21 protein-coding genes and 1 pseudogene (1 of these 22 only partly in view) are annotated in these 19,956 nt (G+C 68.0%); 14 read left to right on the forward strand and 8 right to left on the reverse strand.

What is annotated here, in order from left to right:
* Positions 1 to 46 carry the final stretch of a non-ribosomal peptide synthase/polyketide synthase gene (locus ROP_RS25650; RefSeq protein ID WP_015888917.1) on the forward strand. 26,537 nt of this gene lie to the left of the window's left edge, so only the last 46 of its 26,583 coding nucleotides appear in the window; the start codon falls outside the window, past its left edge; the stop codon is at positions 44 to 46.
* Here the strand turns inward: ROP_RS25650 and ROP_RS25655 are convergent.
* Positions 3 to 746 carry a 3'-5' exonuclease gene (locus tag ROP_RS25655; protein ID WP_015888918.1) on the reverse strand — a complete coding sequence of 248 codons (744 nt, stop codon included), beginning with the start codon at positions 744 to 746 and terminating at the stop codon, positions 3 to 5. The genes ROP_RS25650 and ROP_RS25655 overlap by 44 nt on opposite strands.
* A gap of 304 nt (positions 747 to 1,050) precedes the next feature.
* Between ROP_RS25655 and ROP_RS25660 the strand changes: the two genes are divergently transcribed.
* Entirely contained in the window at positions 1,051 to 2,181 is a 1,131-nt protein-coding gene (locus ROP_RS25660) for a magnesium and cobalt transport protein CorA (RefSeq protein ID WP_015888919.1), read from the forward strand.
* A 46-nt stretch (positions 2,182 to 2,227) separates the two neighbouring features.
* On the opposite strand, the gene lppU is transcribed toward ROP_RS25660, so the two are convergent.
* Positions 2,228 to 2,824, reverse strand: a complete 597-nt coding sequence (gene lppU / locus ROP_RS25665; RefSeq protein ID WP_015888920.1) for an LppU family putative lipoprotein — start codon at positions 2,822 to 2,824, stop codon at positions 2,228 to 2,230.
* A 149-nt stretch (positions 2,825 to 2,973) separates the two neighbouring features.
* On the opposite strand from lppU, the gene ROP_RS25670 reads away from it, so the two are divergent.
* From ROP_RS25670 to ROP_RS25705, 8 genes and pseudogenes are all read left to right on the forward strand, one after another.
* A complete protein-coding gene (locus ROP_RS25670) occupies positions 2,974 to 4,017 on the forward strand; it encodes an ATP-dependent DNA ligase (RefSeq protein WP_015888921.1) in 1,044 nt (347 codons plus the stop codon).
* Positions 4,018 to 5,046 carry a DNA polymerase domain-containing protein gene (locus tag ROP_RS25675; RefSeq protein ID WP_015888922.1) on the forward strand — a complete coding sequence of 343 codons (1,029 nt, stop codon included), beginning with the start codon at positions 4,018 to 4,020 and terminating at the stop codon, positions 5,044 to 5,046.
* Between the two features lie 53 nt (positions 5,047 to 5,099).
* Complete coding sequence (locus ROP_RS25680) at positions 5,100 to 5,615, forward strand: DUF6764 family protein (RefSeq protein WP_015888923.1); 516 nt, start codon at positions 5,100 to 5,102, stop codon at positions 5,613 to 5,615.
* A gap of 93 nt (positions 5,616 to 5,708) precedes the next feature.
* Positions 5,709 to 6,906: pseudogene (locus ROP_RS25685) on the forward strand (serine hydrolase domain-containing protein).
* 17 nt (positions 6,907 to 6,923) lie between these two features.
* Positions 6,924 to 7,145: a dodecin gene (locus ROP_RS25690; protein ID WP_015888926.1), complete on the forward strand. Its 222-nt coding sequence runs from the start codon at positions 6,924 to 6,926 to the stop codon at positions 7,143 to 7,145.
* A 93-nt stretch (positions 7,146 to 7,238) separates the two neighbouring features.
* Positions 7,239 to 8,918, forward strand: coding sequence for an FAD-dependent oxidoreductase (locus tag ROP_RS25695; protein WP_015888927.1), 1,680 nt, complete (start codon positions 7,239 to 7,241; stop codon positions 8,916 to 8,918).
* Between the two features lie 169 nt (positions 8,919 to 9,087).
* Entirely contained in the window at positions 9,088 to 9,987 is a 900-nt protein-coding gene (locus ROP_RS25700; RefSeq protein WP_015888928.1) for a L,D-transpeptidase, read from the forward strand.
* Between the two features lie 235 nt (positions 9,988 to 10,222).
* Positions 10,223 to 11,287 carry an ABC transporter ATP-binding protein gene (locus ROP_RS25705; protein ID WP_015888930.1) on the forward strand — a complete coding sequence of 355 codons (1,065 nt, stop codon included), beginning with the start codon at positions 10,223 to 10,225 and terminating at the stop codon, positions 11,285 to 11,287.
* 4 nt (positions 11,288 to 11,291) lie between these two features.
* On the opposite strand, the gene ROP_RS25710 is transcribed toward ROP_RS25705, so the two are convergent.
* The 3 genes from ROP_RS25710 to ROP_RS25720 all read right to left on the reverse strand — a co-directional run bounded on the left by ROP_RS25710 (position 11,292) and on the right by ROP_RS25720 (position 15,134).
* Complete coding sequence (locus tag ROP_RS25710) at positions 11,292 to 13,241, reverse strand: M13 family metallopeptidase (RefSeq protein WP_015888931.1); 1,950 nt, start codon at positions 13,239 to 13,241, stop codon at positions 11,292 to 11,294.
* A gap of 76 nt (positions 13,242 to 13,317) precedes the next feature.
* The gene (locus ROP_RS25715; RefSeq protein ID WP_015888932.1) at positions 13,318 to 14,277 is read right to left on the reverse strand and encodes an intradiol ring-cleavage dioxygenase; all 960 of its coding nucleotides are present in this window, start codon (positions 14,275 to 14,277) and stop codon (positions 13,318 to 13,320) included.
* Positions 14,278 to 14,369: 92 nt separating this feature from the next.
* Positions 14,370 to 15,134, reverse strand: a complete 765-nt coding sequence (locus ROP_RS25720; protein WP_015888933.1) for a pirin family protein — start codon at positions 15,132 to 15,134, stop codon at positions 14,370 to 14,372.
* 343 nt (positions 15,135 to 15,477) lie between these two features.
* Between ROP_RS25720 and ROP_RS43560 the strand changes: the two genes are divergently transcribed.
* The gene (locus ROP_RS43560; RefSeq protein WP_167315963.1) at positions 15,478 to 15,654 is read left to right on the forward strand and encodes a hypothetical protein; all 177 of its coding nucleotides are present in this window, start codon (positions 15,478 to 15,480) and stop codon (positions 15,652 to 15,654) included.
* Positions 15,655 to 15,719: 65 nt separating this feature from the next.
* Here the strand turns inward: ROP_RS43560 and couM are convergent, their stop codons facing one another.
* From couM to couN, 3 genes are read right to left on the reverse strand one after another with little or no spacing between them, the layout of a single operon-like run.
* On the reverse strand, positions 15,720 to 16,196 hold the full coding sequence (couM, locus tag ROP_RS25725) for a p-hydroxycinnamoyl-CoA hydratase (RefSeq protein ID WP_015888935.1): 477 nt from the start codon (positions 16,194 to 16,196) through the stop codon (positions 15,720 to 15,722).
* Between the two features lie 10 nt (positions 16,197 to 16,206).
* Positions 16,207 to 17,097, reverse strand: coding sequence for a 4-hydroxyphenyl-beta-ketoacyl-CoA hydrolase (gene couO, locus ROP_RS25730; RefSeq protein ID WP_015888936.1), 891 nt, complete (start codon positions 17,095 to 17,097; stop codon positions 16,207 to 16,209).
* A complete protein-coding gene (gene couN / locus ROP_RS25735) occupies positions 17,094 to 18,005 on the reverse strand; it encodes a 4-hydroxyphenyl-beta-hydroxyacyl-CoA dehydrogenase (RefSeq protein WP_015888937.1) in 912 nt (303 codons plus the stop codon). Before couN ends, couO begins: the two co-directional genes overlap by 4 nt.
* 113 nt (positions 18,006 to 18,118) lie before the next feature.
* Here couN and couR point away from each other — a divergent pair, with 113 nt between their 5' ends.
* From couR to ROP_RS25750, 3 genes are read left to right on the forward strand one after another with little or no spacing between them, the layout of a single operon-like run.
* Positions 18,119 to 18,559, forward strand: a complete 441-nt coding sequence (gene couR / locus ROP_RS25740; protein ID WP_015888938.1) for a MarR family transcriptional repressor CouR — start codon at positions 18,119 to 18,121, stop codon at positions 18,557 to 18,559.
* A 6-nt stretch (positions 18,560 to 18,565) separates the two neighbouring features.
* On the forward strand, positions 18,566 to 19,042 hold the full coding sequence (locus ROP_RS25745; protein ID WP_015888939.1) for a DUF3237 domain-containing protein: 477 nt from the start codon (positions 18,566 to 18,568) through the stop codon (positions 19,040 to 19,042).
* A 4-nt stretch (positions 19,043 to 19,046) separates the two neighbouring features.
* Positions 19,047 to 19,952 (forward strand): LysR family transcriptional regulator, encoded by a 906-nt coding sequence (locus ROP_RS25750; RefSeq protein WP_015888940.1) that lies wholly within the window; start codon positions 19,047 to 19,049, stop codon positions 19,950 to 19,952.
* Positions 19,953 to 19,956: the final 4 nt, after the last annotated feature.

The raw sequence follows: 19,956 nt of genomic DNA on the forward strand, positions 1-19,956 counted from the left end.
CGTCATCGGGCCGGTGCTCTCGCGCGCGCTCTCCGACGGCCCGTGACCCGGTCAGGCGATGCGGAACGGGGGAGTCCGCGAATCGGCCACTCGCCGTTGACGTCCGACGCGTCGCGCCCCTGCCGGACGAGGTAGTCGACGAAGTCGCGCTGCCGTTCCGCGTGCCAGTCGGCCTGATGGGTCATGATGTCGAGGGCCCGCAGATTGGGGTACTCCTGCGCCAGCGTCCGGGCGAGGTGTGCGGCGGCGAGCGCGTCGGCCTCCGCCTCGTGGGCGTCCTCCAGCGCGATGCCGTAGTGCTCGCACACCGCACCGAGGGTGCGCCTGCCCTTCCGGTACCGGTCCATCTCGCGGTCGATGACGTAGGGGTCGACCACGATGCCGTGTACGAGTTCGGGCAGTCCGAGCCGCAGACCCTCGGTGTGCATGACGGTCAGGTCGTAGGAGGCGTTGAACGCGACGACGGCGTGGTCCCGGGTCCACGCGTCGTACAGGGCGTCGCGGATCTCGCGGTACCCGGTGGCGTAGTCCTGCCCGTGGGCCCGGGCGTACTCCGTGGAGATTCCGTGCACGTCCGACGCGCCCTGCGGGATGGGGACCTCCGGGTCGAGCAGCCAGGTGCGCGACTCGAAGTGGTGAGCGTCGACGACGGCGATGCACGCGGAGACGATGCGGGCGTCGGTGGGGTCGGGCCCCGTCGTCTCCAGATCGAACGCGCAGATCGGTCTGTCCGACCAGCTGGTCATGGGGGCCTCTCGGTGATGATTCGGTGCGCGCCCAGTATCTGCCGCGGCGGGCGCCGGATCGGGGACCGACACGGCGGGGATCCCAGGTTGTCGCCGCCGGTCGCCAGGAGTATCGTGTCGTGCGGTCTGCAGTTCGCCCACGTCGTGAGCTGCCTTTTCGAGAGAGCAAGGAGGTGTGGCATCCGATGAGAAGCCGACCTCCGAGTACCAACTGAAACCGTTCCACCGGTAGGTGCACGGTTTCACGGTCCGTGTTCCTCAGCGCAGTTCCGCGCTGCCCACCTTTCCTCGAAAGCTCCGTGCCATGCCTCAGCTGCGCCCGATCCGTTCCCTCCTGCCCAGCCGTTCCGCCGGTCTGTCCGACGCCGCCGCCGGTCACGCGGCCCCCCGGCGACCCCTCGAGCCGACGCCGGCCGAGGAAACCGTCGTCAACAGTGCCGTCTACCGCGACGGCCGGAAGACGGCCACCCCGGCGACCCTGTCGGAGGCCCTCGAGAACCTGCCGGACTCGTCGTCGATGGCGTGGATCGGGATGTACCGGCCCAACGACGCCCAGTTGTACGCGGCGGCAAAGCAATTCGATCTGCACGAGCTGGCCGTCGAGGACGCCATCGTCGCCCACCAGCGGCCCAAGCTCGAGCGGTACGGCAAGACGCTGTTCGTTGTGCTCCGCGCCGCGCGGTACTGCGACGAGACCGAGCGCGTCGAATTCGGTGAGCTGCACGTCTTCTGCGGCCCGACGTTCGTGCTCACGGTCCGGCACAGCGAATCTCCCGACCTGTCGGCGGTCCGCAGGCGGATGGAGAGCAACCCGGACCTGCTCCGGCTCGGACCCGAGGCCGTTCTCTACGCCATCCTCGACGCGGTGGTCGACGGGTACGCGCCGGTGGTCGCCGGTCTGCAGAACGACATCGACGAGATCGAGACCGAGGTGTTCAGCGGAGCGCCGGGCGTCTCGCGGCGCATTTACGAGCTGACCCGCGAGGTCATCGAATTCCAGCGGGCCACAAGGCCGTTGCTCGGAATGCTGCGGGGGTTGTCGCAGGGTTTCGAGAAGTACAACACCGACGAGGAACTGCAGCGTTACCTGCGGGACGTCACCGACCACGCGACGGTCGTCGTGGAGCGGGCGGACGGGTTCCGTCAGCTGCTCGGGAACATCCTCACCGTCAACGCCACGCTGGTGTCGCAGGAACAGAACGAGGAGATGCGTAACCTGACCCAGGCCAGTTACGCGCAGAACGAGGAGATCAAGAAGGTGTCGGCGTGGGCGGCGATCCTCTTCGCGCCCACCCTGATCGGAACCGTGTACGGCATGAACTTCGACCACATGCCGGAACTGCACTGGGCCGGTGGGTATCCGTTCGCCCTGTCGCTGATGATGCTCACCTGCGCCGGGCTGTACACGATCTTCAAACGCCGGGGCTGGTTGTGAGCGAGGCCGGCTGCGGGCGGAACCCGCAGCCGGCCTGCGCCCGCCGTCAGAGTTCGTCGACGCAGACGACGAACTTGCGTTCGGAGTACTCGTAGCCGTTCGACGACGTGCTGCACGAATCCACGGACGCGGCGCCCTGCACGATCTCCGTCACCTTCACACCGTCGACCGCCGTCGTGTCGTTGCATTCGATGCGCGCCGGGTCCTCGCCACCGACGTCCATACAGCCGCCGATCACCCAGTCCACGTCCAGGCAGATCGCACCCTGCTCGATGCCGCCGAGGGTTTCGTAGTAGTACGAGTCGGCGTCGCTGATGCACTGGCTGTTCTTCGCGGCCTTCGCGATCACCTTGTAGTTGGAATCGGGGCTGCCGCACACCGCCTTGTCGATCTCGGCGTCGGTGACGGTGCCGCCGAGCTTCACGCACTCACCGATCGCGACCTCGAAGTCGACATCGCCGCCCGCGTCCTCGCCTTCCTGCCCGTCGATCACGGTGGTCGATTCGCCGGACGAGGTGGCCGCGGAGGCACCCGACTCCGGCACCGCGGTGGGCGTCGTGTCCGAACCGCACCCTGCCACCAGAACTGCCGTCGCCGACAACGCGACGACCGCGGTACACACCCGCCGAACTAACCCTGTCATGTCTGAACCCCTCCGTCGGGTGACGTCCCGTCACCCGTGCCTCTGAGATGACCGTTGCCACCTCGACCGTGTCCACCGCGATTGCCGTGTCGCGCATTATTTGATTACATCGCTGTCCGATTTGCCAATCGTGGTGACAGTATGGACGGGTGGACCTCCCCGTGATGCCCCCGTTACAACCGATGCTCGCGAAGGCTGCGTCGTCCGTTCCGGCGCAACCGGAGTCCGGGCTCGCCTGGTCGTACGAACCCAAATGGGACGGATTCCGCGTCCTCGTCTTCCGTGACGGCGACGAGGTGGTGCTCGGTTCCCGCGGCGGAAAAGACTTGGCCCGGTACTTTCCCGAACTCGTCCGCGCCGTGAAGGACGAACTGCCCGAGCGGTGCGTGGTGGACGGCGAACTCGTCGTCCCGCGCAACATCGACGGCCGCACCCGCCTCGACTGGGAGTCGTTGTCGGAGCGCATTCATCCCGCGGAGAGCCGGGTGACGATGCTGGCGGAGAAGACCCCGGCCCAGTTCGTCGCGTTCGATCTGCTGGCGCTGGGCGACCGCGACCTCAGCCGGGAGGACTTCTCCGTGCGCCGCGCGCAACTCGTCGACACCATCGGCGGCGGGCCCTCCTGCCACGTCACCGCGGCCACCGAATCCAGTGCGACGGCCACCGAGTGGTTCGAGGCGTTCGAGGGGGCCGGCCTCGACGGGGTGGTGGCGAAGAAGCTGGTCGGCCCGTACCTGCCGAACAAGCGGGAAATGGTGAAGGTGAAGCACGCCCGCACCGCCGACTGCGTCGTCATCGGATACCGGCCGCACAAGAGCCAGCCGGGGATCGGGTCGATGCTGCTCGGACTGTACGACGGCGACCAGATGGCGATGGTCGGCGGTGCCTCGGCGTTCACGGCGGCGCGACGTATCGAACTGCTCGCCGAACTCGACGAACTGCGCGTCGGCGACGACGTCGTCGCGGACGGTGCGCCGACGCGGTGGCAGTCGGGCAACGACCGCACCTGGGTGCCGCTGCGACCCGAACGCGTCGTCGAGGTGGCGTACGACCAGATGGAGGGTGCCCGGTTCCGGCACGCCGCGCGGTTCCTGCGCTGGCGCCCGGACCGGACGCCCGACGAGTGCACGTTCCAACAATTGGAGGTCCCGGTGCGATACGACCTTGCCGACGTCCTGGCCGGAGGTTCCTAGATGGCGAGTCCTGCCGAAGAACTCGACGTCGACGGCGTCGCCGTGCGGCTGTCGAGTCCCGACAAGATCTACTACCCGAAACTCGGTGCCGACGGCGGCACGAAACGGCACCTGGTGGAGTACTACCGGACGGTGGCTCTCAACGGTGCGCTGCTGGGTGCCCTGTTCGATCGGCCGACGCACCTGCAACGGTTCCCGGACGGGGTCGAGGGCGAGGAGATCTACCAGAAGCGGGTGCCCGCGAAGCGCCCCGACCACGTCGACTCGTGCGAGGTCACGTTCCCGTCCGGCCGCAAGGCCGACGTGCTCCGGGTGCGCAGCGCCGCGAACATCGTGTGGGCGGCGAACCTGGGCAACATCACGTTCCACCCGTGGGCGGTCCGGTGCCCGGACGTCGATCACCCCGACGAACTGCGCATCGACCTGGATCCGCAGCCCGGCACCGGATTCGACGACGCCCGGGCGGTCGCGCTGGACGTGCTCCGGCCGCTGCTGGACGAACTCGGTCTGATCGGCTACCCCAAGACCTCGGGCGGCCGCGGCCTGCACGTGTATCTCCGCATCGAGCCGCGCTGGGATTTCATCGAGGTGCGGCGCGCGGGCATCGCCCTGGCCCGGGAGATCGAGCGGCGCAGCGGCGACCGGGCCACCACGTCCTGGTGGAAGGAGGAACGCGGCGAACGCATCTTCCTCGACTTCAACCAGAACGCCCGGGACAAGACCATCGCGTCCGCGTACTCGGCCCGCAAGACGCCGATCGCGACCGTGTCGACGCCGGTCACGTGGGACGAACTGGTCGACGTCCACCCCGACGACTTCACCATCGCGACGGTGCCCGCTCTGCTCGAGAAACGCGGCGACCCCATGGCGACCATGGGTGACGTGGCGCAATCCCTCGACGTGCTGCTGGAGATGGCGGAACGGGACACCGCGAACGGCCTCGGCGATCTCCCGTACCCACCCAATTACCCCAAAATGCCGGGAGAACCAAAGCGGGTGCAACCGAGTCGGGACCGAGACCGCAAATAGCCGGCGCTCACGTAGGCTCGGGACGGTCGGGTCGGGAACAATGTGAGGTCGCCATGGAACGTAAGACGGTCGGTACTTTCGGATTCGTCCTCGGTGTCGTCGCGACGGCACTCGGGACCCTGATGATCACGCCTGCCACCGCGTCGGCCGTCTCCCTGTCCTGTGTGTCACCACCGGGCCGGGGTGACACGACGATCGTCGACCGCACGGCGTGCGGGGCCAACGCCGACACGAGCAGCAACTCGGCGGCCTTCGGCACCGACGGTGTCGGTTTCGCCGACGCGGCCCACGCGGGCGCGGCGCTCGGTGCCGGACTGGGCGGCGGTGTCGGCGCGGCCGAGGCGCGCCGCGGCGCCGTCGCCGCGGTCGCGGTCGGGCCCGAGAGCGTCGCCATCGGAACGGTCGACAGTGCCGGTCCCGCGCTGGTGCTGAGCGGTCCCGGCGGGCAGGCGCTCGTCGCGGATCCGGCCAAGGGCGTGGTGTGCGCCGCCGGACCGTCGCTCGCGATCAATTTCCTTGCAGGTCAAGCGTGTCTGAGTGACGGCATAACAGTGTGGCGGCTTCCCTGAACGGCACCCCGGTCCGCGTCGTATGGTGACGGTAGTCACAATGGGCTGACGCACCTGCCGTAGGACATACGGCAGCGAGATCGGAGGTGGTCGATGACGACCAGCGTTCGAGTTTCCCGGCCCGCGTCCGTGCCACGGACGGAACTGCACGTCGATCCGCGATTCCTGCCGCTCGCCGACCGGTTCTTCGCGATGTACCGGCAGCCTCAGCACGGCGGTGGAGCGCTCACCGCGTACTTCCGGGGCGAGAAGGTCCTCGACATCTGGGCGGGCTGGGCAGACCGCGACCGCCGATGGGACCGCGACACCGTCGCACTGTCGTTCTCGACCGGAAAAGGCGTGGCCAGCACCGTTGTCCACCGTCTCGCGGAACGCCGGCTGCTCGACTACGACGCCCCCGTCGCGCGCTACTGGCCCGAGTTCGGCGCGGCAGGCAAGGATGCCGTCACCGTCCGCGAACTCCTCACCCACCGGGCGGGACTGCACAAGGTCCGGGGGCTGATGCGGAGCCCGCTCGATCTCCTCGAATACGACGCTGTCGTGGAGGCCCTGGCGGCGGCCCCCGCGGACCCGCGCAGGCTGCGCGGCCCCGGGTACCACGCCGTCACCTACGGGTGGCTGGTGGCCGAACTGATCGCCCGCGTCACCGGGAAGCCGTTCGTCCAGGTCGTGCAGGACGAAATCGCGGGACCGCTCGGCGTCGACGACTTCTGGTATCAGGTTCCCGGACAGCACCGTCCACGGATCGCGAAGCTGTTCCCGCACATCAACCCGGCCGGACTCAACTGGGAGCTCACCTCGAACGTGCTCTCGCTCGTCGGCCCCACCCGTGGGCTCGCCGAGGCCGCGATGCCGCAGGGATTCGACGCGCTGGTCCGGAACCCCGCGGTGCACGACGCGGTGATGCCCGGCTGGAACGGCGTGTTCAGCGCGCGGGCACTCGCGCGGCGCCATCGCCAACGGGGGCAGGCTGGACGGCCGCCGGTTCCTGCGCAAGTCCACCATCGCCCAGATGTCGGAGGTGCAGACCCGCGACCGCGACTACGTCCTCGGTATCCGGCCGCTGTGGTCCCTCGGCTACCACCGGCCGATCTTCGCGTCCCGGGAGCAGCCGCACAACGCGATCGGGCACTACGGGGTCGGCGGCTCCGGTGCGTACGCGGACCTCGACAGCGGACTGTCGCTGGGGTTCGTCACCAACCGGCTCGGCAGTTCCCTCACGGCGCTCGGTGATCTTCGTCTGGCCCGGCTCGGTGCCGAGGCGCAGGCGATCGTCCGGAACGGCAAGTAACCACGAAAGGAATCCAGATGAGTAATCACGTGTACCGGGTCGTCGAGGTTGTCGGTTCGTCGCCCGAGAGCACCGACGCGGCGATCAAGAACGCCATCGCACGGACCAACGACACCGTGCGGAACGTCGAGTGGTTCGAGGTCGTCGAGACCAGGGGCCACGTCGAAAACGGTGCCATTGCGCACTACCAGGTCACCGTGAAGGTCGGATTCAGGGTCGAGCCCGGCGACGCGGTCTGACCCCGCGCACGGTTCTCGCACAAAAGTGGAACACGTTATAGTCTGGGGTCATATTCCGACGTCGGACTGCGCGTACTCAGGTAGGGGAGAACCGTGGCATATGTGATCACGCAGCCGTGCTGCAACGACGCTTCGTGCGTCGACGTCTGTCCGGTCAATTGCATCCATCCCACACCGGACGAGAAGCCGTTCGCCACCACGGAAATGCTGTACATCGACCCGGACACCTGCATCGACTGCGGGGCCTGCGTCGAGGAGTGCCCGGTGGAGGCCATCTACGCGGAGAACGACCTCGACGAGGTCGACGAGCCGTACCTCGACATCAACGCGCAGTACTACACCAAACACCCCATCGGCCCCGACTGGCCCGAGCCGCTCAAGCTGCCGCAGATCGACGCAGCCCTCGGCACGCTCCACGTCGCGGTCGTCGGGTCGGGTCCGGCCGCGTGCTACGCCGCGATGGAACTGACGGCGAAGCCCCGCGTCGAGGTCGACATCTTCGACCGTCTGCCTACCCCGTACGGGCTGGTGCGTGCCGGCGTGGCCCCGGATCATCCGGGCACCAAGGGCGTCACGGACCAGTTCCGCTCGGTGGTCGGCAAGCGGACGGTGCACTGCCACTTCAACGTGAACGTGGGCACGGACGTGACCCACGACGAACTGCTCGCCCACCACCACGCCGTCATCTACGCGGTCGGCGCGGCAGGCGACCGCGAATTGGGCATTCCCGGCGAGGACCTCGTCGGCAGCCACGCCGCCACCGAGTTCGTCGCCTGGTACAACGGACACCCCGACTACGCCGACCGCACGTTCGATCTGTCGGGGGAGCGGGCCGTCATCGTCGGCAACGGCAACGTGGCTCTCGACGTGGCCCGCATCCTGGTCACCGACCCGGAGATCCTGGCCAAGACGGATCTCGCCGACCACGCCCTCGAAGCGTTGCGGGCGAGCAACATCCGTGAGGTCGTCATCCTCGGACGCCGGGGCCCGGCCCAGGCCGCGTACACCAACCCCGAACTGCTGGCGCTCGGGCGCATGCCGAACGTGGACGTCGTCGTCGACCCGGAGGAAGCGGTGCTCGACCCGGCGAGCCGCGCGTTCGTCGACGGTGACGAGGCGGAGCCGTGGCAGCGCCTCAAGGTGAAGCAGGTCGAGGAGTTCGCCCGACGTACGGCCGATCCGGCGAAGAAACGGATCGTGCTGCGCTTCCTGACCTCGCCCGTGGAAATTCTGGGCACCGACACCGTCGACGCGGTGCGGATCGCGAAGAACGAGTTGGTCGCGGACGCGTCCGGCAGGCTCGGTGCCAAACCCTCCGACGACACCTCGACGCTGGACACCCGCCTGGTGCTGCGCTCGATCGGTTATCGCGGTCGACCGGTGGCCGGTGTCCCGTTCGACGACCGCCGTGGCGTCATCCCCAACGAGAACGGGCGGGTGATCGATCCGGAGACCGGCGCGCCGGTGCCCGGTGTGTACGTGGCGGGATGGATCAAGCGGGGGCCGACGGGCGTGATCGGCACCAACAAGTACTGCTCCGCGGAGACGGTCAGGATGCTCATCGACGACTTCTCCGCCGGTCGGCTCGACGCACCCGCCGACCGTGAGGGCCTCGACCGGCTCATCGCCGAGCGCGCGCCGGACGCCGTCGACTTCCAGGGCTGGCAGCGGATCGACAAGACGGAGCGGGCCGGCGGCAGGGCGGCCGGTCGCACCCGCACGAAGCTGATCACCATCGAGAGCATGCTCGCCGCCGCCCGCGCCGAGACCTGATCGTGAGCTCTTCTTGACCACTCGGTGACACCGACTGCCCGCAGGCCGCGGAGCGGCAACGATTGCGGGCAAATTGCTCGTGGCCGGATGATGTGTGTTAATGGCAGTGCGCGATTGATAGGTCCGTCGGGGACGCGCGTTGCACACGTCGTCGAACGAGAGTGGTCATATGGGCAAGTCAGGAATCTGGTCGTCACGCGTCGCTGTCGCACTGACCGGGGCGGTCGTCTCCGGAACTGCGCTGGTCGGGGCCGCGCAGGCCGCGCCGCTCTTTCCCGGTGGACCGGAGATTCCGAGTCTTCCCACCCTGCCCGGCCTGCCCGGCGCGCCGCAGCTCCCGATGCCCGAACCGGCGCCCGCTCCCGCGAACTTCTCGGCCCCGTCCCTCAACCCGGGTGCGGGCGAGGTCGTGGGTGTCGCACAACCGGTGATCATCCGCTTCAACGAGGCCATCGGCGACCGCGCCGCCGCCGAGAAGGCCATCAAGGTCACCACGAGCCAGCCGGTCGAGGGCGGCTTCTACTGGATCAACGACAGCCAGGTGCGCTGGAAGCCGACCGAGTTCTGGCCCGCGAACACCGAGGTCACCGTGGATGCCGGCGACTCGCACTCCACGTTCACCATCGGTGACGCGTTCGTGGCGACCGCCGATGACAACACCAAGCAGATCACCGTCACCCGGAACGGCGAGGTGGTCAAGACCATGCCGACGTCGATGGGCAAGGTCGATCACGAGACGCCGAACGGCACGTACATCATCGGCGACAAGTTCCGTGACATGTACATGGACTCCTCCACGTACGGTGTCCCGGTCGACTCCGCCGAGGGCTACCGCACGTACGTCGAGTACGCCACCCGCATGTCGTACAGCGGCATCTTCGTCCACGCCGCACCGTGGTCGGTGGACGCGCAGGGCAACAGCAACGTCAGCCACGGCTGCCTCAACGTGAGCACCGAGGACGCCAAGTGGTTCTACGAGAACTCGAAGAAGGGTGACGCCGTCGTCGTGCAGAACACCGCGGGCGGCACGCTGAGCGGCTCCGACGGTCTCGGCGACTGGAACCGCTGACCCTGATCCGAGCGCTCTCCTTCCCGTAGCCCGCACAGTTCAATGTGCGGGCTACGGCAATTAACCGGCTATTCGTAATCGGTGGTCAGACTGCCGAAATGAGATCGAGTCCGGAAGCGATCCCAGTCGCCGCGGCCTACTTCCTCTCGATCACGGTGATGCCCGGGTCCGTCCAGGACTTCGACGCGGCCCGCGATCACGCCGAGTTGCCCCAGTAGAGGGGGAAGGAACATTCATGGCCAACGTGCGGTTCGCGGGTGTCACCCACCGCTCTTCCGGAGCCGACCGACCCGCGGTCGATCGGCTGGACCTCGACATCGCGGACGGCGAGTTCCTCGTGCTCGTGGGTCCGTCCGGGTGCGGCAAGTCGACGAGTCTGCGGATGCTGGCCGGCCTCGAAGCCGTCGAGGCGGGCAGCATCGAGATCGGCGGCGCCGACGTCACCGCGCTGCCGCCCCGGGCGCGGGACGTGGCCATGGTGTTCCAGAGTTACGCGCTGTACCCGCACATGACCGTCGCGGCCAACATGGGGTTCGCGCTCCGCAAGGCCGGCGTCGGGAAGGCGGAACGCACCGCGCGGGTGCTGGAAGCGGCGCGGATGCTCGAACTCGAACCGCTGCTCGCTCGTAAACCGGCGAAACTGTCCGGCGGGCAACGTCAACGGGTCGCGATGGGCCGCGCCATCGTGCGGCACCCCAAGGTGTTCTGCATGGACGAACCGCTGAGCAACCTCGACGCCACACTGCGGGTGAGCACCCGTGCGCAGATCGCGCGGCTGCAGCGCAGGCTCGGCACGACCACCGTCTACGTCACCCACGACCAGGTGGAGGCCATGACGATGGGCGACCGGGTGGCGGTCATGCAGGCCGGCCGCCTCCAGCAGGTCGCCCGGCCACGCGATCTGTATGACAACCCGGTCAACGCATTCGTCGCCGGGTTCATCGGCTCCCCGGGCATGAACCTCATGGACACCCCGATCCGTGACGGCGTCGCCGAACTGGGCGACCTGCGTATTCCCGTGCCGCGCTCCGCGATCGGGGACGGCTCCGTGATCGTCGGAGTGCGCCCGGAGTCGTGGACGCTCGTCGGGTCGTGGCGCAGGGACTCGTACACCGTCGACACCGACCTGATCGAGGAACTCGGCGCCGAGTCGTTCGTGCACGCGATCGGCACGTCCGGGAGGGTGGTGGTGCGGGTGGACCGCACCCGCACCGTCGCCGCGGGGCAGAGGGTGCACCTGCAGCCGAATCCCGGCGAGGTGTACTTCTTCTCCGCGGCGACGGGCGACCGTCTGCGGTAGCCGACTACCAGATCTTGACCCGCTCCTCCGGATCGAGATACAGGGCGTCGCCGGGCTGGACGTCGAACGCGTCGTGGAACGTGTCCAGGTTGCGAATCACGCCGTTGCAGCGGAACTCCGGCGGCGAGTGCGGGTCGACGGCAAGCCTGCGGAGCGCCTCCGCGTCCCGGGCCTTGGTGCGCCACACCTGCGCCCAGCCGAAGAACACCCGCTGGATCCCGCTCAGGCCGTCGAGGACCTCCGGTTCGGACCCGTTCGTCGCGATCCGGTACGCCGCGATGGCGATGGACAGGCCACCGAGGTCGCCGATGTTCTCCCCGATCGTGAACTCGCCGTTCACCGTGTGCCCGGGCAGCGCCTTCGGCTCGAACGCGTTGTACTGCTCGATCAGCGCCTTCGTCCGCTTGCCGAACTCGGTGCGGTCGTCGTCGGTCCACCAGTCGATCATGTTGCCGTCGCCGTCGTACTTCGCGCCCTGATCGTCGAAGCCGTGGCCGATCTCGTGACCGATGACGGCGCCGATGCCACCGTAGTTGGCGGCGTCGTCGGCCGCGGCGTCGAAGAACGGCGGCTGCAGAATGGCTGCGGGAAAGACGATTTCGTTCATTCCCGGGTTGTAGTAGGCGTTGACCGTCTGCGGTGTCATGAACCACTCGTCGCGGTCGACCGGGCCGCCGAGCTTCGCGAGATCGCGGTCGTACTCCGCCGCGTAGCCGCTGCGGTAGTTGCCGACCAGATCGTCGCGAGAGATGGTGACGGCCGAGTAGTCCCGCCACTTGTCGGGGTACCCGATCTTCGGCGTGAACTTCTCCAGCTTGCGCAGCGCGGCCTGCCGGGTCTCCGGGCTCATCCAGTCCAGATCGGAGATGTTGCGCCGGTACGCCTCCTGCAGATTCGCGACGAGTTCCTGCATGCGGGCCTTCGCGTCCGCCGGGAAGTGCCGCTCGACGTACAGCTTGCCGACGGCCTCGCCCAGCAGATCCTGGACCAGGGACACACCGCGCTTCCAGCGGTCACGAATCTCCTCGGCGCCGGTCAGCGTTTTCCCGTAGAACGCGAAGTTCTCCTCGACCAGGGCCTGCGTGAGATACGGAGCGCGGGAGCGGATGACGTTCCACGTCGCCCACGCCTTCCAGTCGTCGAGGTCCTCGGACGTCCACAGCCCGGTCAGGGTGGTGAGGTAGTCGGGCTGGCGGACCACGATCTCGGCGAACTGCTCCGGTGTACCCCCGAGCGCGCCGATCCACGAAGACCAGTCCAACCCGGCCGGCAGCTGGTCGAGGGTGAGCAGGTTGTAGCTCAGCTCGGCGTCGCGTCGTTTCACGACGTCCCAGTGGCCTGCCGCGATCTTCGTTTCCAGGTCGAACACGCGCTGGGCGTCGTAGTCGACACCGGCGAGGGCGAACATCTTCGCGATGTGCTCCACGTATGCGGCGCGGATCTCCGCGTGCTCGTCCTGGCGGTAATAGGACTCGTCGGGCAGGCCGATGCCGGCCTGACTGAAGTGGACGAGGTAGCGTGCGGAGTTCTTGGCGTCCGTGTCGACGTAGTGACCGACGGCGCCGCCGACCCCTGTGCGCTGCAGGCGGCCGACGACGGCGGCGAGGGCGGAGTGGTCGGCGGCCGAGGCCACGTCGGCGAGCTCCCCGGCGATCGGAGCGAGCCCGGCGGCCTCCACCACATCCGCGTCCATGAAGCTGCCGTACAGATCGCCGATGCGCTGCGCGTCGGTCCCCGCGGCAGCGCCGGAGCCAGCCGCGTCCTCGATGATGTTCTGGACGTCGACCTCGGCCTTGTCGTAGAGCGTGCGGAACGCGCCGTCGATCGCCCGGTCCGCGGGAATCTCGTATTCGTCGATCCACTTGCCGTTCACGTGGACGAACAGGTCGTCCTGGGCGCGGGTGTCGCTGTCGAGGTGGGTGAGGTCGATGCCGGAGCGCTGAGCCGTGGTCATGCGTTCCATCCTTACACCGTTCCGCGCCGACAGGTCCACCACTGCGCTCAGGGCGAAACAGGGAACCGGGGACCGGTCAGACGTCGATGCCGAGGTTGATCGCCGCGAGGTAGCCGTCCGACTGCTTGGCGACGGTCAGCATGCCGGCGTCGTCGTAGATGCCGTCGGTGGCGTTGGTCACGTTGTTCTCGCGCCCGGTGTGATCGGAGTACGGCGCCGCCGCGTACACCTCGGTCAGCAGGGCCTCGTCGAAGAACAGCTGGGTGGTGAGCACCGTCTTCTTGTCGATGTGCACCTTGAGGTGGATGTGGGTGGTCCGGCCCTGGTACCAGCCGGGGAAGACGGTGGTGAACTGGGCGATGCCATTCGCGTCGGTGGTCTGGGCGCCGCGCAGGTAGGTGCCGTCGTCTGTGGTGGTGGCCTCGCTGTCGCCGACGCTGTACGACCCGTCGGACGTCTCACCCGAACCGCCTGACATGTCGCCACCGGGACCGCCGGGGCCACCTGCGCCGCCGGGACCACCGGCCGGGGGCCGGCCGCCACCGGGTCCGCCTTCCGGCGGCTGGCCGCCACCGGGCGCACCGCCGAGGTCCGCGGCCTTCGAACCCGACTCGAAGCCGGAATACACGCCGCCGGCGTCGCAGTGCCAGATCTCCACGACGGCATTGCTCACCACCGCGGCGGAACCGTCCGCGGAACAGTTCGTCAGGTCCTGCACGCGCAGTGCGAGCTGCAGGTTCGTCCCCGGCCGGTCTTCGCGGATGTCGCTGCGGATGGAGTCGACGTCGAACCAGTACGGTCCCTGCGTCTCCTCGACGGCCATCACGCACTGCGGCGCCTGGTCGAGCAGGGCCGTCACGGCGTCCGCACTGCTGGTGGTGCCTGCGGCGGACGCGGTCGACGTGGCCGACGCCGACGTGCTGCTCCCGCTACCGCTGCAGGCGGCGATGAGCCCACCCAGACTCATCGTGCCACCCACCGCCAGCGCTCGGCGGCGGCTGACGCGCAGTCGGCTCTTCTCGACGTCCTTGTTCACAATAGGTACCTCTCCATGATCGGGCTGTGCCCCCGATCGTGGCGCACGAACCTGCGCGCGGCGTTCCGTCCGGCTGTGAACTTGCTGGGAACTCAGCCGCCGAGGCGCGCGTGCATCTCCCAGACGAGCACCTCGGCGCCGGAGTGCGAGGAGATCTGCTGGCCACCGGAGGCGCTCAGCCGAACGGCGTCGCCCTCGTACACGGTGCCGACCCCCTCCATCTCCGCGGTGCCGCGGGCGACGAAGACGTGGAGGAACGGCGCTTCGGGAAGGGTCACCGACGCGCCGGGGAAGAGTCGCGCGACATGCAGCGCCGCGTGCTTGTTGTTGATTCGGATCGCCGAATTGTCCTTGTACTGCGGCATTCCGGATGCAACGGGCACCAGCCCGCCCTTGAGGATCTCGTCCTCGATCTCGAGCTGTTCGTAACTCGGGGCGAGTCCGGGTTCGTCGGGTACCACCCACATCTGGACGAAATGCACCGGCTCGTGGTGCTGCTCACCGGCCACGCGCCAGCTGTCGTTCTTCTCGGAATGCATGATGCCCTTGCCTGCGCTCATGCGTTGCGCAAGGCCGGGATAGATGATGCCGGAGTGGCCGATCGAGTCCTGGTGGACGAGCGAGCCGCGCAGCACCCAGGTGACGATCTCCATGTCCTTGTGGGGATGGGTGTCGAATCCCTGACCGGGGAGCACCGTGTCGTCGTTGTTCACGAGGAGCAGTCCGTGGTGCGTGTTGTCGGGGTCGTAGTGCTGGCCGAAGGAGAACGAGTGCTTCGAATCCAACCAGGAAATCTTGGTTTTCAGCCGATCACCGGCGCGATGAACGTAGACGTGCGGTGTGGTGACTGCTGGCATATCGGTCCTCCTTCGGGTGGTACCCGGTCCAGAGTACGAGGTGCCGGCTGCGGGTATTCGCTAGACGGTGTCGATTGTGCATCGAATTCATCGCCTGCTCGTCGCGGTGGACGGGCCCGCTCGATCCTGAAATGGTGTTGCGTAGTGCGGCAATTGGAGGCCCTCCGCATCGTAAGGCACTGTTCGGCAACGGGTTTCGTCGACGGCCCAAACGCGTGAAAGACGGCCGTCCAGTTCGTACCGCCACGAATGCCCGCTTCCGCCGGGCCTGCGGCGTACAGTTCGAATTGTGCGTCCAGGAGTCGCAGGATTCCGGCACGTCGCACCCGGCGGAAGGAGCGTGATGAAGGCGAATCCGGATCGACACGATCAGCTCCCCGAACACCAGCGGATCGCAGACCTCGTCGACGACATGGAAGACCGCCTGGCGGCCGAACGCGAAGCGAAGGGGATCGCGGGCAACGCGTCCGAGCGCAAGCAGGCGGAACAGGTCGAGCCCGACGACCAGGCGCCCGAGTAGCGTGCGCCTCCGGCGCCTGTGAGTACTTGTTAACCGCCCGACGTTGACAAGTACTCACGGGTGGGTTACTCGAAGAAGCGGTACACGGCCTCGACGACTACCGCGGGTCGCTCGCTGCCCTCGAGTTCGATCTGCCCCGCGACCGTCACCTGGACGCCGCCCTTGGGCAGTTCCTCGACGGACTGCAGCGTGGCGTTCAGCCGGACGCGTCCCTCGGCGGGCACGGGGTTGGTGAACCGGACCTTGTTCAGCCCGTAGTTGACGGCCATGGTCACGCTGTCGACGGTCAGGATCTCGTCCCACATGGGGATGATCAGCGACAACGTCAGGTAGCCGTGGGCGATGGGTCCGCCGAACGGGCTCTCCGCCCGGGCGCGCTCGGGGTCGACGTGGATCCACTGGTGGTCGTCGGTGGCGTCGGCGAACGTGTCGATCCGCTGCTGGGGGATGTCGATCCACGAACTGGTGCCCAGCGGCCGGCCCTCGAGTGCGGCGAGGTCGGCGAGGGTGGCGACCCGGGTGGTGGTGGCGGTGGTGCTCATGTGCAAACTCCTAGTCTTTGATGCCGAGAACGCGGAGGGCGTTCTGCTTGAAGATCAGCGGCGCGACCTCCGGCTTGATGTCGAGGTTCTCGAAGTCCTTGATCCAGCGGTCGACCTGGATGACGGGGAAGTCGGAGCCGAACAGGACCTTGCCGCGGAGCATGCTGTTGGCGGCCTTGACCAGCTGCGGGGGGAAGTATTTCGGCGACCATCCGGACAGGTCGATGTAGACGTTGGCCTTGTGGGTGGCGATGGAGATCTGCGCGTCGACCCACGGGACGGCGGGGTGGGCCATGATCACGGTGAGGTCGGGGAAGTCGGCGGCGATGTCGTCGAGGAGCATCGGGTCGGAGTAGCGCAGTTTGATGCCGTGTCCGCCGGGTAGTCCGGCGCCGATCCCGGTCTGTCCGGTGTGGAACAGGGCGGGGACCCCGGCCTCGGTGATGGCGTCGTAGAGCGGGTAGAAGCGGCGGTCGTTCGGCTCGAAGCCCTGCATGCTGGGGTGGAACTTGAATCCCTTGACGCCGTACTCGTCGACGAGGCGGTGGACACGGCGGACGGCGGCCTTGCCCTGCCAGGGGTCGACGGACCCGAAGGGGATGAGGACGTCGTTGTGACGGGCGGCGCCCTCGGCGATCTCCTCGACCGAGTTGGCGGCGTGGCCGCTGGCGGAGGCCGCGTCGACGGTGAACACGACGGCGGCCATGTTGCGTGCGCGGTAGTGGTCGGCGATCGCGTCGATGGACGGGGTGCGTTCCTCGCCGGACTTGAAGTACTTCTCCGAGGCGGCCATCAGCTCGTCGTCGAGGGACCGGTGCCCGCAGCCGTCGATCTCGACGTGGGTGTGGATGTCGATGGCGTCGATCTCGTCGAAGTCGATGCCGTACTCGTAGCGGCTCATTTCGCCATCAACTCCTCGGGGAACTCCTCGCCAACGGACTCGAGCGAGTCGCCGAACGCGTCCGTCCACCGCGCTGCGATGTCCTCGGCTGACCAGCCGCCGTCGGAGTACTCGACCGCGGTGAGTTCGGGGTGCGACCACAGTGCGAGGCGGTCGCCGCCGACCGCGAAGGCTTGCCCGGTGATCTCGGCGGCGGCGTCGGACGCGAGGAACGAGATGATGCCCGCGGCGTCGTCGGGCGTGCCCATTCCGACCTCGCGTCGGATGATCGCGGGCAACGGCTCGCCGTTCTTCATGCCGTCGATGTAGGGGGCGAGGAACGGGACGGTCTCGGTCATCGCCGTGGCGGCGACGGGGCAGACGGCGTTGGCGGTGATGCCGGCGCGCTGCAGTTCCATCGCCCAGGTGCGGACCATGCCGACGATGCCGGACTTGGCGCCGGAGTAGTTGGTCTGCCCGAAGTTGCCGCGCTGGCCGGCGGGGGAGCCGATGCAGATGATGCGGCCACCGTCGCCCTGCTCGCGGAAGCGCAGCACCGCTTCACGCACGCACGTGAACGTGCCGCGCAGATGCACGCCGACGACGGCGTCGAAGTCGTCGTCGGTCATCTTCCACAGCACCTTGTCGCGGAGGATGCCGGCGTTGGTGACCATGATGTCGAGGCGACCGAATGCGTCGACCGCCCCGGCGACCAGCTTCCGGGCGGTCTCGGTGTTGCCGACCGGGGCGACGACGGCGACGGCGCGGCCGCCCGCGGCGGTGATCTCCGCGACGGCGGCGTCGGCGGTGGCCTGGTTGACGTCGTTGATCACGACCGCGGCGCCGTGGCGGGCCAGGTCCTTGGCGTAGGCGAGCCCGAGGCCCTGTCCGCTGCCGGTGACGACGGCGACTCTGTCGATGAGGTTCATGTCGGATTCTCCTGAGGTCGTGTTCGCTGAATCACACGTAATCATTGATGATTGAGAAAGTCAATCATTAAGATCTGCTACTCTAGCGACACTCATCGGAAGGGGGTCGTCGCATGGCAGAGACGCAGGCGTTATCGGACGACATCGGGTTCCTGCTCTCACGCGTCGGCGGAATGGTGCTGGGCTCGGTGAACAAGGCCCTCGTTCCCACCGGTCTGCGGGTGCGGTCCTACTCGGTCCTCGTCCTCGCGTGCGAACAGGCCGAGGGCGTCAACCAGCGCGGCGTGGCCGCGACCATGGGCCTCGACCCCAGCCAGATCGTGGGACTCGTCGACGAACTCGAGGAACGCGGACTCGTCGTCCGAACCCTCGACCCTTCCGACCGCCGCAACAAACTGATCGCCGCGACCGACGAGGGCAGGCGGCTCCGCGACGACGCCAAGGCCCGCGTCGACGCCGCCCACGGGCGCTATTTCGAGGGCATCCCCGAATCGATCGTGAATCAGATGCGGGACACGTTGCAGAGCATCGCCTTTCCCGCACTTCCCGAGTAGGGCGCGATGACCGACCTGCTCGCGCCGGCCCCGCCCGGCCTGTCGTACCTCGCCACGTTCTTCGTGCAGGTCGCCGATCCGGTGGAGATCGGATCCACGCCGGACGGGACCCGCCGCATCATCCCCATCGTCGGGGGACGCGTCGAGGGCCCCGAACTCCGCGGCACCGTGCTGCCGGTCGGAGCGGACTTCCAGGTGCTCAGCTCGTCCACGCTCACCGAGCTCGAGGCCAAGTACGCCATCGAGACCGACGACGGCGACCGGATCTACGTCACCAACTTCGGGCTTCGCTCGGGCACCGCGGAGGACATTGCCCGGCTGGTCGCGGGCGAACCCGTGCCGGCCGAGCGGATCTACTTCCGCTGCACACCCCGGCTCACCGCCGCCGAGGGCCGGTGGTCGTGGCTGCGCTCGCGGATCCTCGTCGGCACCGGTGAGCGCCTTCCCGGCGAGGTCCGTCTCACGGTGTTCGTGGTGGACTGACGCCGTGGAGATCCGCTGGATGAAGTCGTTCGTCGCGGTCGCCGAGGAACTCAACTACGGCCGCGCCGCCGAGGTGCTGCACATCGCGCAACCGGCGGTCAGCCAGCAGGTTCAGCAACTCGAGAAGCGTCTCGGTGTGAAACTGTTCGACCGCACCACCCGATCGGTCCGGCTCACCGCGGCGGGGGAGCGATTCCTGCAGCCGTGCAGGGACGCCCTCGCCGGGATCGATCGCGCCGTCGATGCCGCGGTGATCGCCGATCCGAAAGTCGAGGGTCGCGTCCGGGTCGGCTTCAGCGGAGCGTACGGACAGACCGAATTGTCCTCTCTCGCAAGGTCAGTGCGCCGCAGATACCCCCTGATCGACCTCGTCCTCGAAGGGGCGACGGTGAGTGGGCAGATCCTCGACGAGATCTGGGAGGGCCAACTGGACCTCGGGATCGTCTCCGACGCGGTTTCGCACCCCCACGTGCTCACGCGGCAGATCTCGGTGGAGTACCTCAGTGCGCTGCTTCCGAGCGATCACCCACTCGCCGAACGGAAGTCGATCGACCTCGCGGAACTGCGCGAAGAAGCGTTCGTCGCGAATCCCGCCGCCACCGGATCCACGCTCCGCCGGGATCTGCTCGCCGCGTGCCGGGATGCCGGGTTCACGCCGAACATCGTGCAGGAGACCACCGACGGCATCGTCCTGACCGCCCTCGTCGCGGCGGGCGTAGGCGTGGCGCTCGTGCCCGGTGACGTGCAGACGTATCCCAATCGGGTGGTGCTCATCCCTCTCGGCGTCGGAAAATTTGAAGTCCGGGCGGCGCTGGCCTGGTCGGACCGTCCCGTCTCGCCCGTCGTGCAGACGGTTCTCGACCTCGCCGCCGAGGTGCTGCCGACGCCGGGCACCGTCCCCGGGGAGTAATAAA

It is taken from the genome of Rhodococcus opacus B4, assembly GCF_000010805.1.
Taxonomy (GTDB): Bacteria; Actinomycetota; Actinomycetes; order Mycobacteriales; family Mycobacteriaceae; genus Rhodococcus_F; species Rhodococcus_F opacus_C.

Excerpts from the sequence above, each read along its gene's own strand:
- ROP_RS25655 (WP_015888918.1), bottom strand. The coding sequence starts at position 746 with ATGACCAGCTGGTCGGACAGACCGATCTGCGCGTTCGATCTGGAGACG.
- ROP_RS25660 (WP_015888919.1), top strand. The coding sequence starts at position 1,051 with ATGCCTCAGCTGCGCCCGATCCGTTCCCTCCTGCCCAGCCGTTCCGCC.
- lppU (WP_015888920.1), bottom strand. The coding sequence starts at position 2,824 with ATGACAGGGTTAGTTCGGCGGGTGTGTACCGCGGTCGTCGCGTTGTCG.
- ROP_RS25675 (WP_015888922.1), top strand. The coding sequence starts at position 4,018 with ATGGCGAGTCCTGCCGAAGAACTCGACGTCGACGGCGTCGCCGTGCGG.
- ROP_RS25680 (WP_015888923.1), top strand. The coding sequence starts at position 5,100 with ATGGAACGTAAGACGGTCGGTACTTTCGGATTCGTCCTCGGTGTCGTC.
- ROP_RS25690 (WP_015888926.1), top strand. The coding sequence starts at position 6,924 with ATGAGTAATCACGTGTACCGGGTCGTCGAGGTTGTCGGTTCGTCGCCC.
- ROP_RS25700 (WP_015888928.1), top strand. The coding sequence starts at position 9,088 with ATGGGCAAGTCAGGAATCTGGTCGTCACGCGTCGCTGTCGCACTGACC.
- ROP_RS25705 (WP_015888930.1), top strand. The coding sequence starts at position 10,223 with ATGGCCAACGTGCGGTTCGCGGGTGTCACCCACCGCTCTTCCGGAGCC.
- ROP_RS25710 (WP_015888931.1), bottom strand. The coding sequence starts at position 13,241 with ATGACCACGGCTCAGCGCTCCGGCATCGACCTCACCCACCTCGACAGC.
- ROP_RS25720 (WP_015888933.1), bottom strand. The coding sequence starts at position 15,134 with ATGCCAGCAGTCACCACACCGCACGTCTACGTTCATCGCGCCGGTGAT.
- ROP_RS43560 (WP_167315963.1), top strand. The coding sequence starts at position 15,478 with ATGAAGGCGAATCCGGATCGACACGATCAGCTCCCCGAACACCAGCGG.
- couM (WP_015888935.1), bottom strand. The coding sequence starts at position 16,196 with ATGAGCACCACCGCCACCACCACCCGGGTCGCCACCCTCGCCGACCTC.
- couO (WP_015888936.1), bottom strand. The coding sequence starts at position 17,097 with ATGAGCCGCTACGAGTACGGCATCGACTTCGACGAGATCGACGCCATC.
- couN (WP_015888937.1), bottom strand. The coding sequence starts at position 18,005 with ATGAACCTCATCGACAGAGTCGCCGTCGTCACCGGCAGCGGACAGGGC.
- couR (WP_015888938.1), top strand. The coding sequence starts at position 18,119 with ATGGCAGAGACGCAGGCGTTATCGGACGACATCGGGTTCCTGCTCTCA.
- ROP_RS25745 (WP_015888939.1), top strand. The coding sequence starts at position 18,566 with ATGACCGACCTGCTCGCGCCGGCCCCGCCCGGCCTGTCGTACCTCGCC.